Raw genomic sequence first — 12846 nt, 5'->3', positions numbered from 1 at the left:
ATGTAAGATGGGAAAAGATTATACAATTGGTTTGGATATTGGAACGAACTCAGTGGGTTGGGCCGTTTTACGAGATGATTTAGATCTAGTTAAAAAGAAAATGAAAGTATTTGGCAACACGGATAAAAAAGCCCTAAAGAAAAACTTCTGGGGGGTCTCGCTTTTTGACGAAGGACAAACAGCCGCTGATGCCCGTATGAAAAGAACAATGCGTCGTCGGTTAGCCCGTCGCCATCAACGTATTGTATTTTTACAAGAGGAATTTTTCCAAAAAGCAATGAATGAAAAAGACGCGAATTTCTTTCACCGATTAAACGAAAGCTTTTTAGTTGAAGAAGATAAAGAATTTAATCGGCATCCGATTTTTGGAAAGCTGGAAGAGGAAAAAGCGTATTACAAAAAATATCCAACGATTTATCATCTCCGCAAAGAATTAGCCGATTCCACTCAGCAAGCCGATTTGCGACTTGTTTATTTGGCAATGGCCCATATTATTAAATATCGGGGTCACTTTTTGATTGAGGGAAAATTAAGCACCGAAAATACTTCAGTTTCAGAAACATTTAAAGTTTTTTTAGATAAATTTAATGAAGCATCTAAAATAGCAGACAATGAATTAAAGCTTGATACAACAATAGATGTTGAAAAAGTTCTAACCGAAAAAAGTTCCCGTTCAAGAAAAGCTGAGAATGTCTTAAATTTCTTTCCAACTGAAAAAAAGAATGATACCTTCGATCAATTTTTAAAAATGATTGTTGGAAATCAAGGTAATTTTAAGAAAACCTTTGACTTAGATGAAGATGCTAAATTACAATTTTCAAAAGAAGATTATGATACAGAGCTGGAAAATTTACTGGGAATGGCTGGCGATGGGTATGGCGATGTTTTTGAAGCCGCTAAAAATGCCTACAATGCTGTGGAACTTTCTGGAATTTTAACGGTTCAAGACAGTCTAACCAAGGCTAAACTTTCCGCAGGGATGATCAAGCGATATGATGATCATAAAGAAGACCTAGCACTTTTAAAGAAATTTTTCTTAAATAATTTAGGCTATGAAGAGTATGTATCTTACTTTAAAGGTGACGGGAAAAAAGATAACAACGGATATGCAAGTTATATTGATGGCCATACAAAACAGGATGATTTTTATAGCTACACGAAAAAAATGCTGGATAAAGTTGAAGGCGCCGACTATTTCTTAGCTAAAATAGATCAAGAAGATTTTTTGCGCAAACAACGGACTTTTGATAATGGAGTCATTCCTCATCAAATTCATTTAGAAGAATTGAAAGCAATTATGGAACATCAAGGTGAATTTTATCCATTCCTAAAAGAAAATTTTCAAAAAATTGTTGATTTGTTTAACTTTAGAATTCCTTATTACGTCGGACCGTTGGCTAGTAAAGAAAATCACGGTCGGTTTGCTTGGTTAGAACGAAATTCAGATGAGCCAATCACGCCATGGAATATAACAGAAGTAGTTGATATGAATAAGTCTGCAGAAAAATTTATTGAGCGGATGACTAATTTTGACACTTATTTACCAAATGAAAAAGTTTTGCCTAAACACAGTATGTTGTACGAAAAATTCACTGTATACAATGAGCTTACTAAGGTTAGTTACACTGATGAGCAAGAAAAAACACATAATTTTTCCAGTATTGAAAAAGAGAAAATTTTCAAAGAGTTATTTTGCAAAAATCGGAAAGTAACAAAAGATCGCCTGCAAAAATTTCTTTATAATGAATACAACTTAGAAAATGTCACTATAAATGGGATTGAAAATGAATTTAACGCGAAATTAGCCACTTATCATGATTTCTTAAAATTGAATGTTTCTCCAGAAATGCTTAATGACCCAGAAAATGAAGACATGTTTGAAGAAATTGTCAAAATGTTAACGATTTTTGAAGATCGTAAAATGTTAGCCAAACAATTGGCCAGTTTCAAAAGTTATTTTGACGAAAAAACCATGAAAGAGCTGGTTAGGAGATATTATACTGGTTGGGGTCGTTTATCAGCTAAATTAATTAACGGCCTTTATGATCAACAAACCGGAAAAACAGTCATAGATTTTCTAGTCATGGATGATGCGCCAGGTAAAAATACAAATCGCAATTTTATGCAACTAATTAACGATAATATGCTGTCGTTCAAAGAAGAAATTCAAAAAGCCCAAAAAGAAGTGGGTACTAAAAATGACTTAAATCAAATTGTTCAAGAATTAGCTGGGAGCCCAGCATTGAAAAAAGGCATTTTACAAAGCTTAAAAATTGTCGATGAAATCGTAGATATTATGGGTTATGCGCCAACCAATATTGTGATAGAAATGGCTCGAGAAAATCAAACCACCGGGCGAGGAAAAATTAATTCACAACCACGTTATAAAAATCTCGAAAAATCATTAAATGAAATGCAAAGTAAGATTTTGAAAGATTATCCAACAGACAATAAAGCTATCCAGAAAGATCGCCTTTATTTGTACTATTTGCAAAATGGTCGCGATATGTATACCGGTCATGACCTTGATATTAATAACTTATCAAATTACGACATTGATCACATAATCCCGCAAAGTTTCATCGTAGATAATTCGATAGACAATCGTGTTTTAGTCAGCTCCAAAGAAAATCGCGGAAAATCTGATGATGTCTTGAATATTGATATTGTAAAAAGCAGAAAAGGGTTTTGGGAACAACTGTTACATTCTAAATTAATGAGTAAAAAGAAATTTGATAATCTGACGAAAGCAGAGCGCGGTGGAATTACTGAGGATGATAAAGCAGGATTTATAAAACGCCAATTAGTAGAAACGCGACAAATTACTAAGCACGTGGCTCGTATTTTAGATGAACGATTTAATACAGAGAAAGATCAAACTGGTAAAAAAATACGAACAGTTCGTATCGTCACTTTAAAATCTGCATTGACTAGCCAGTTCCGCAAAAACTACCAAATTTACAAGGTGCGTGAAATTAATGATTACCATCATGCTCATGATGCCTATCTAAATGGTGTAGTGGCAAATACTTTATTGAAAATTTATCCACAATTAGAACCGGAATTTGTCTATGGAGAATACCATCGTTATGATAGTTTCAAAGAAAATCGCGCTACTGCTAAGAAAAATATGTACTCAAATATTATGCAGTTTACAAAAAAAGACGTAACTCTAGATAAAGAGGGCAATGGAGAAATTCTGTGGGATAACAAATCTGTAGCGATGGTAAAAAAAGTTATTGATTATCGCCAAATGAACATCGTGAAAAAAACCGAAATTCAACGAGGTGGATTTTCAAACGAGACTGTTTTGCCAAAAGGACCTTCTGATAAACTTATCCCAAGAAAGAATAATTGGGATCCAGCGAAGTATGGTGGTGTAGGAAGTCCAACTGAAGCGTATTCAATCATTATTTCTTATGAAAAGGGAAAGAGTAAAAAGGTCGTAAAAGAAATAGTTGGAATCACTATTATGCAACGAAAAGCTTTTGAGGAAAATGAGTTAGGATTTTTAAAAACTAGAGGTTATGAAAATCCCAAAGTTTTAGCTAAGTTACCAAAATACACACTATTTGAATTTGCAGACGGTCGGAGACGATTATTGGCAAGTTCAAAGGAATCACAAAAAGGTAACCAATTAGTTCTCTCTAAAGACTTGAATGAATTAGTTTATCACGCAAAAAATTCCGATAAAAAATCCGAAAGCTTGGAGTTTGTAACGAATAATTCTACAATGTTTTTTGACTTTTTGGAGTATGTTGATATTTTTGCCCAAAAGTATATTATTGCTACAAAAAATAGTGAGAGAATACAAATTGTAGCTGAAAATAATAAAGATTCTGAAGGGAAAGATCTCGCAACCTCATTTTTCAATTTATTACAGTTTACAGCTATGGGCGCTCCGGCAGACTTTAAGTTTTTTAACGAAACAATTCCGAGAAAAAGGTATTCATCAACATCTGAACTTCTCAACGCCACGATCATCTATCAATCTGTCACTGGTCTTTATGAAACACGTAGAAATTTAGGGGATTAATATGGGATGGCGGACTGTAATTGTAAATGAACATAGTAAATTGTCCTACACAAATAATCATCTCATTTTCAAAACACCGTTTGAACATAAATTAATTCACCTGTCAGAGATCGATGTCATCATACTTGAGACTACAGACATTACCATCACAACGATGTTGATTAAGCGTTTGGTGGATGAAAATATTCTTGTCCTTTTCTGCGATGATAAACGATTACCAATCGGTAAACTTTTACCATTTTACGGTAGACACGATAGTTCGCTCCAACTCACTCGTCAGCTTTCTTGGAATGACTCCAGGAAAGCTGAGGTTTGGACGGAGATTATTTCTCAAAAAATTTTGAATCAAAGTCAATTTTTGGCAATGCAAAATTATCCTGAAAAAGCAGAAGCCTTAAAAGAATTTCAACAAAAATTGGAACTTTTTGATCCAAGTAATCGAGAAGGTCACGCCGCTCGGACTTATTTCAATATACTTTTTGGAAATAGTTTTACTCGGGAACAAAATAATGATGTCAATGCTGCCCTAAATTACGGCTATACCTTACTTTTAAGTGTGTTCGCTCGAGAAATTGTAAAATCGGGCTGCTTGACTCAATTAGGCCTGAAACATGCTAATCAATTTAACGACTTTAACTTAGCCAGCGATTTGATGGAGCCTTTTCGTCCTTTAGTTGATCAGATTGTGTATGAACACCGTTACCAAAAATTTTCGCTTGCAAAACGATTTTTATTTAACCTGTTCAATCAGACTTATCATTATAATAATCAGGAAATGTATCTCGTGAATATCGCCAGTGATTATACGAAAAAAGTAATCAAGGCAATAAACGAAGAAAGTGAAAGTATTCCGGAATTTAGAATATGAGCTATCGATATATGAGGTTAATTTTAATGTTTGATTTACCCACTGAAACTGCGGATGATCGAAAAGCCTATCGACAATTCCGAAAATTTATTTTGAGTGAAGGATTCATTATGCACCAATTTTCGATTTACAGTAAAATTCTCCTGAATGGAACGGCCAATAAAGCGTTGATTGCTCGACTAAAACAAAAAAATCCTAAAAAAGGTTTGATTACTTTATTAACTGTAACTGAAAAACAATTTTCTAAAATGATCTATTTGAGTGGTCAAAAAAATACGGATGTTGGAAATACTGATGCTCGCATTGTTTTTTTAGGGGAGGACTATGATGAAAATTAATTTTCCCGTTTTAGATGAACCCATTTTGATAAATAGATCGACTTGCCTAGTTATTGAAGATGTTCAAGTTTTTGCTAAAGTTGTGCAGCTATTTTATCAATATGAAGGAGAAGGGGATCTGAAACTTTTTGATGATAAACAGCGTGCAGTTAAACCTGCTGAGCTGATGATTGTCATTGATGTCCTTGGTTTTGAGATTAATTCTGCTGCAACTTTAAAACTTATTTATGCAGATTTAGAGGAGCAATTGAATGAAAATCTTGAAATAAAAGGGAAAATTGAGAGCTTAGTTGCCAATATAGGAGACTTGCTGGCTGAAGAGTTAATTGAGCAAGAACTTGATTTACAAAGTGGTGAATTGACAATACTTGATCTATTTAAAGTTTTCAATATTCGTATTGAAACGCGTAGTGACACAATTTTTGAAAAAGTATTAGAGATTATCCAAGTTTTCAAGTATTTAGTAAAGAAAAAATTATTGGTACTAATAAATGTCTCTACTTTTTTAACTCAGCAGGAACGATTAGAATTAGAAAAACAAATTTCTTTGCAGGAGATTGACGTCCTATTTTTAGAGCCAAGGAAAGTATCTGGCATAAAGCAATTAGTATTGGATAAGGATTATTTTCTTCTTGAAGAAAATATGATATGATCCTATCATAAGAAAAGATTGTCCTTTGACAATAAAATAAAATTATTTTTAAAATATAGGAGTATTCAAATCTGAAGCTTTGCTATGGGCAAATCGCGCGATTACGGGATTTCGTGGAAAATCAAAAAATTCTACGAGGTTTTAGAGTGATGTTGATTTGAATACTTCCAAAACCATTTTCAAAATGGATTAAATGTTTGTTCAGTTTTAGAGTGATGTTGATTTGAATACTTCCAAAACAATTCTAAAAAAAGCCGATCTGAACTACTGGTTTTAGAGTGATGTTGATTTGAATACTTCCAAAACTTAGTTAGAAATGTGATACTGACATTTCCCGTTTTAGAGTGATGTTGATTTGAATACTTCCAAAACTTGGTATCTGATCAGCAAGGTCACTTACTTGTTTTAGAGTGATGTTGATTTGAATACTTCCAAAACATTTATAAAATTACAGCTGATGAACAATGTGTTTTAGAGTGATGTTGATTTGAATACTTCCAAAACAAGACTGAAAGAATGTGGGATATAGAAACAGTTTTAGAGTGATGTTGATTTGAATACTTCCAAAACATTAGGATTTTTCTTCAAACCACCATTATTGTTTTAGAGTGATGTTGATTTGAATACTTCCAAAACCATAGTTTTATTGGTCAATTACGATATTCGCGTTTTAGAGTGATGTTGATTTGAATACTTCCAAAACGATTAAATCACCATCTAGGTTGATGCGATGGTTTTAGAGTGATGTTGATTTGAATACTTCCAAAACCATTTTTGTAGATATGGATAAGGATCTACGGTTTTAGAGTGATGTTGATTTGAATACTTCCAAAACGCCTAATACGTTTGTTTTGAACTGAATCAAGTTTTAGAGTGATGTTGATTTGAATACTTCCAAAACTACTTATCAGCATATCATCAATGATTGTGAGTTTTAGAGTGATGTTGATTTGAATACTTCCAAAACTTGTACTGGACTTTTAAATCATGGAGTAATGTTTTAGAGTGATGTTGATTTGAATACTTCCAAAACCATATACAAAAATACCTCGAAATGCAATTGAGTTTTAGAGTGATGTTGATTTGAATACTTCCAAAACACAAGGATGGACAACTGTCACACCACCCGAGTTTTAGAGTGATGTTGATTTGAATACTTCCAAAACGTTATGGCTTGTAGTTCAGCTTTCCACTTGGTTTTAGAGTGATGTTGATTTGAATACTTCCAAAACCATCCAAACGTAAATGTCTTAATGGTCTTAAGTTTTAGAGTGATGTTGATTTGAATACTTCCAAAACTTGGCTTACCAGCGATGTAGGCAAATTCTTGTTTTAGAGTGATGTTGATTTGAATACTTCCAAAACAATGCGTTCAAACGGACGGCCATAATCAATGTTTTAGAGTGATGTTGATTTGAATACTTCCAAAACCAAGGTTTCCGGTATCTCGCCCCAATCCTTGGTTTTAGAGTGATGTTGATTTGAATACTTCCAAAACAGAATTTTATGGAGCAAGTACAATATCGTTGTTTTAGAGTGATGTTGATTTGAATACTTCCAAAACAATGTTTCGATGTCAATCGCAGTCAAGACCAGTTTTAGAGTGATGTTGATTTGAATACTTCCAAAACTCTGTAAAGGATATCCACGACACAGATAGTGTTTTAGAGTGATGTTGATTTGAATACTTCCAAAACTCGACTGATTGCCAACGTAGCTACCATCAAAGTTTTAGAGTGATGTTGATTTGAATACTTCCAAAACTCTTAGCGCCGTGAAAAGAGCATGTAGCAAGTTTTAGAGTGATGTTGATTTGAATACTTCCAAAACCCGTTTCGTTACTGATACGTTTTGCAATCTGTTTTAGAGTGATGTTGATTTGAATACTTCCAAAATCTTAGAAACAATTAATTTAAGACAAGGTGAGTTTTAGAGTGATGTTGATTTGAATACTTCCAAAACGAACGTCAGTCAAAATTACTTATCAAGAGGGTTTTAGAGTGATGTTGATTTGAATACTTCCAAAACTTAAGAGATATTTTTCTCCTATTAAACTATGTTTTAGAGTGATGTTGATTTGAATACTTCCAAAACTTTGCCGAAATTCTTTGAGCGACATAGACCGTTTTAGAGTGATGTTGATTTGAATACTTCCAAAACTAAGGCCATATTTTTTCTTCCTCCAGTCAAGTTTTAGAGTGATGTTGATTTGAATACTTCCAAAACTAAAATCAATCATCTACTTGCCTCCTCTAAGTTTTAGAGTGATGTTGATTTGAATACTTCCAAAACAATCGAATCGGACGTGGCTGATGGGTCTTTGTTTTAGAGTGATGTTGATTTGAATACTTCCAAAACACTCCTGTTTTGTCTAAGACCCTAAAGTTAGTTTTAGAGTGATGTTGATTTGAATACTTCCAAAACTATCGTGACCTATTGTGTCAATGGTCGAGAGTTTTAGAGTGATGTTGATTTGAATACTTCCAAAACCAAAACCTATGAAGTTTCTACCTGTATTTAGTTTTAGAGTGATGTTGATTTGAATACTTCCAAAACTTTATGTAGGGAAAAGTCGTGCTAGTGCAAGTTTTAGAGTGATGTTGATTTGAATACTTCCAAAACTAACATTGGTAACTTTAATCAATGTGGTTAAGTTTTAGAGTGATGTTGATTTGAATACTTCCAAAACAGCATCTAAATCGTTTAAACTTAAATCTAGGTTTTAGAGTGATGTTGATTTGAATACTTCCAAAACTATAAGTTTTCTTTTGATGTTGCCCACTCAGTTTTAGAGTGATGTTGATTTGAATACTTCCAAAACCGTCAATGTAACCTTTAGTGGTAGCTACATGTTTTAGAGTGATGTTGATTTGAATACTTCCAAAACAAAAGTTAGTGAACCAAGCGCGAAGTGAGTGTTTTAGAGTGATGTTGATTTGAATACTTCCAAAACTGTAAAGCTTTTGTAATCTCTCCCGCTTTTCGTTTTAGAGTGATGTTGATTTGAATACTTCCAAAACAAAGGTTATCCATTTTATTTAACGTGTCGAGTTTTAGAGTGATGTTGATTTGAATACTTCCAAAACCTTTTTCCGCAGATACAGAAGTGTTATAAAGTTTTAGAGTGATGTTGATTTGAATACTTCCAAAACTTCCATATCGAAATTATGAATTTACTCCATGGTTTTAGAGTGATGTTGATTTGAATACTTCCAAAACGGGCAATTTTTTCGACTGGCGTCATAATGGGTTTTAGAGTGATGTTGATTTGAATACTTCCAAAACGAAATATCTTGCAACTTTGCATAACGTGGAGTTTTAGAGTGATGTTGATTTGAATACTTCCAAAACACAAAACATATTATTTATAATTGTAGTGATGTTTTAGAGTGATGTTGATTTGAATACTTCCAAAACTTTTCAAAACCGCCAAACTTTGACTGCTAGGTTTTAGAGTGATGTTGATTTGAATACTTCCAAAACACAAAGCAATCAGTGAGAAAGCAAATGACGGTTTTAGAGTGATGTTGATTTGAATACTTCCAAAACTTGGAGTCAACGCCTGCAGCACCAATCCCCTGTTTTAGAGTGATGTTGATTTGAATACTTCCAAAACATGTCAAATCAAATGGCAATGTTGGAACCTGTTTTAGAGTGATGTTGATTTGAATACTTCCAAAACCGGCTGTCTTTTCAATATCCGTCGCTTGGAGTTTTAGAGTGATGTTGATTTGAATACTTCCAAAACTTAGAGCGACTTTGAGTGATAGCTTTGGGAGTTTTAGAGTGATGTTGATTTGAATACTTCCAAAACAACGGTCACGAAAAATAAAACAGACGCAGAGTTTTAGAGTGATGTTGATTTGAATACTTCCAAAACTTGCTCTAATACATTTACAGGCTTTTGGGTGTTTTAGAGTGATGTTGATTTGAATACTTCCAAAACGCGGAAAAATTTATATCGAAGGAGCTTACGGTTTTAGAGTGATGTTGATTTGAATACTTCCAAAACTCGGTTCACTTTGTTTTGGCTCGTTTTGCTTGTTTTAGAGTGATGTTGATTTGAATACTTCCAAAACCACTTATCAAAATATAAGAACAATTACAGTGTTTTAGAGTGATGTTGATTTGAATACTTCCAAAACTTGCTGGATGTATAAAACAAGCGATGCTGTGTTTTAGAGTGATGTTGATTTGAATACTTCCAAAACTAGTTTATCTGCGGTTAGAAAGTTAGATTAGTTTTAGAGTGATGTTGATTTGAATACTTCCAAAACTGGAGAATTTGGAAATTGGCTGAAAACAGTGTTTTAGAGTGATGTTGATTTGAATACTTCCAAAACATTGGTTAGATAGGACTCGGCATTGCTGTCGTTTTAGAGTGATGTTGATTTGAATACTTCCAAAACATGGCTGTATTCATTTTCATGGCGTTACAGGGTTTTAGAGTGATGTTGATTTGAATACTTCCAAAACGCGCACTCAATGCGTATTATTGTAAAAAAGGGTTTTAGAGTGATGTTGATTTGAATACTTCCAAAACCCCAATGTGGATATGTTGTTCCACTTTAGAGTTTTAGAGTGATGTTGATTTGAATACTTCCAAAACTTCAGCAAATGTATTTTCCTCATCAACAGCGTTTTAGAGTGATGTTGATTTGAATACTTCCAAAACATTGCTAGGGTTGCTAAATCTACCCAAGTATGTTTTAGAGTGATGTTGATTTGAATACTTCCAAAACTAGAAATTACGAAGAGCATCTTTTAAGTGAGTTTTAGAGTGATGTTGATTTGAATACTTCCAAAACAAATAAAATTGCCTCACATTCATCTTCAGAGTTTTAGAGTGATGTTGATTTGAATACTTCCAAAACCACGTCACTTAAAACGATCTCGAAACAATGCGTTTTAGAGTGATGTTGATTTGAATACTTCCAAAACTGATAAAATAATACGTGAATCGTATCGTGGGTTTTAGAGTGATGTTGATTTGAATACTTCCAAAACTGTGGGCATGTGGCTAACACAGATGGAATTGTTTTAGAGTGATGTTGATTTGAATACTTCCAAAACCTGGAACATATGAATAAGGTTGCACTTGAAGTTTTAGAGTGATGTTGATTTGAATACTTCCAAAACTTATTGTGGTTCCAAAATTGGGATGAAGCAGTTTTAGAGTGATGTTGATTTGAATACTTCCAAAACCTTGTTAAAGGTTAAATCGCCAATCGTTATGTTTTAGAGTGATGTTGATTTGAATACTTCCAAAACGAAGGCATTGAGGATTTAATTCCTTTGAATCGGCTACACTAGACTAGACAAAAAAAATAAGGTGTGTAGAATAGAAAAAAACACACTGGAGGAATTTTTATGTCAAGACGTCCACGAAGAACTTATTCAAAAGAATTTAAACAACAGGTAGTCGATCTATATCTAGCCGGAAAATCACGGGTAGAAATTATTCGTGAGTATGAATTAACCGCTTCTTCTTTTGATAAATGGATTAAACAAGCAGAAACCTCTGGTTCTTTCAAAGAGAAAGATAACTTGACCCCAGAACAAAAAGAAATGATCGCTTTGCGCAAGCGAAACCAACAGCTAGAAATGGAAAATGATATTTTAAAGCAAGCAGCGCTGATATTCGGACGAAAAGACAAGTAATTGATGCCAATAAGCACAAATACTCGATATCAGCGATGTGTAAAGTCTTAGGAATTTCCCGTCAAACGTATTATTACCAGCCAAAACTCGTAAAAAATGAAGCTGAATTGGAAGAAGCTATCACAGAAGAATTTGTTCGTAATCGCAAGGCTTACGGCACAAGAAAATTAAAACAAATCTTAGCGAATCGCGACATCCAAGTGAGTCGTCGGAGAATCGGTCGCATCATGAAACAACGGGGATTGAAATCGAGCTATACTTTGGCTCATTTCAAAAACCATTCCTCTTCCTGTAATGAATCAAAAACAGATAATATTTTAGCTCGAGATTTTAGAAATAAAGAGCCTCTGGAAGCTATTGTCACTGATTTAACTTATGTACGTGTTGGGAAAAAATGGCATTATATTTGTTTGATTCTTGATTTGTTCAATCGAGAAATTATTGGGTATTCTTGTGGCAAAAGAAAAGATGCAAGCTTGGTCAAGCGGGCTTTTACTCGTATTTCTTATCCATTGACAGAAGTGCAGCTCTTCCACACCGATCGTGGAAAAGAATTTGACAATCAAACGATTGAAGAGATTATTGGAGCCTTTGGCATTACTCGCTCTCTGAGCAAAAAAGGTTGTCCTTATGATAATGCAGTAGCTGAATCTACATACAAGTCAGTGAAGGTAGAATTTGTTCATCAATTTCGGTTTGAGTCTTTGGAACAGTTAGAATTAGAATTATTTGACTACGTCAATTGGTGGAATCATTTACGATTGCATGGGACACTTGGTTACGAGACACCAATTGGATTTCGTTATCAGAGATTGGCGAAGCGAACCCTTGATAATGAGCGCGGATATGATACACCGAGTGAGGCGGCTTCATTCATTTGAGTGAGCTTCTGCCGTAGAGAATCATATCCGAGGAGGCTCATTGTCAAGGGCAATCGGAATAATAACACGAGACAAAAAATGACACCTTATAAATTTTGTCAAAAAAAGTGTTGCCATTTCACTTTGTCGGTTTTAGAGTGATGTTGATTTGAATACTTCCAAAACAGGAGCTGAATAAATTGCCCCTCCTACTTTGTTTTAGAGTGATGTTGATTTGAATACTTCCAAAACAAGCGGTATTTGATATTAATCATTATTAGGGTTTTAGAGTGATGTTGATTTGAATACTTCCAAAACTAACTCCTAGCAAAGCCGTGCCTAAAGTAAGTTTTAGAGTGATGTTGATTTGAATACTTCCAAAACCAGTCCAAAACTGGAATAATCTCAAGGAGGGTTTTAGAGTGATGTTG

General features: G+C 34.0%; 5 protein-coding genes and 2 CRISPR repeat arrays (1 of these 7 only partly in view). All 5 genes read left to right on the top strand.

All coding sequences use genetic code 11. The features are described 5' to 3' along the window. Nucleotides 1–7: 7 nt before the first annotated feature. The 5 genes from cas9 (at nucleotide 8) to BQ5341_RS10025 (ending at nucleotide 12436) form a co-directional block, all read left to right on the top strand. Nucleotides 8–4036, top strand: a complete 4029-nt coding sequence (gene cas9 / locus BQ5341_RS10050) for a type II CRISPR RNA-guided endonuclease Cas9 (protein WP_071131842.1) — start codon at nucleotides 8–10, stop codon at nucleotides 4034–4036. Nucleotide 4037: 1 nt separating this feature from the next. Beyond that, nucleotides 4038–4904: a type II CRISPR-associated endonuclease Cas1 gene (gene cas1, locus BQ5341_RS10045; protein WP_071131841.1), complete on the top strand. Its 867-nt coding sequence runs from the start codon at nucleotides 4038–4040 to the stop codon at nucleotides 4902–4904. Next, a complete protein-coding gene (gene cas2 / locus BQ5341_RS10040; RefSeq protein ID WP_071131840.1) occupies nucleotides 4901–5242 on the top strand; it encodes a CRISPR-associated endonuclease Cas2 in 342 nt (113 codons plus the stop codon). The genes cas1 and cas2 overlap by 4 nt, the downstream gene beginning before the upstream one ends. Then, the gene (gene csn2, locus BQ5341_RS10035; protein ID WP_205408748.1) at nucleotides 5229–5894 is read left to right on the top strand and encodes a type II-A CRISPR-associated protein Csn2; all 666 of its coding nucleotides are present in this window, start codon (nucleotides 5229–5231) and stop codon (nucleotides 5892–5894) included. The genes cas2 and csn2 overlap by 14 nt, the downstream gene beginning before the upstream one ends. A gap of 138 nt (nucleotides 5895–6032) precedes the next feature. Continuing rightward, nucleotides 6033–11165: direct repeats of the CRISPR family, unit length 36 nt; unit sequence GTTTTAGAGTGATGTTGATTTGAATACTTCCAAAAC. Between the two features lie 99 nt (nucleotides 11166–11264). Next, a protein-coding gene (locus BQ5341_RS10025; protein WP_106396145.1) for an IS3 family transposase occupies nucleotides 11265–12436 on the top strand; the annotation gives its coding sequence in 2 pieces (ribosomal slippage) (nucleotides 11265–11541 and nucleotides 11541–12436; 1173 coding nt in all). 129 nt (nucleotides 12437–12565) lie between these two features. After that, nucleotides 12566–12846: direct repeats of the CRISPR family, unit length 36 nt; unit sequence GTTTTAGAGTGATGTTGATTTGAATACTTCCAAAAC (it continues 1009 nt past the right edge of the window).

Origin of the sequence: Enterococcus timonensis, from assembly GCF_900104595.1 — a bacterium.
Taxonomy (GTDB): Bacteria; Bacillota; Bacilli; order Lactobacillales; family Enterococcaceae; genus Enterococcus_J; species Enterococcus_J timonensis.
Note: the sequence above shows the minus strand (reverse complement) of the source record. Positions and strands in the feature narration are given on the sequence as shown.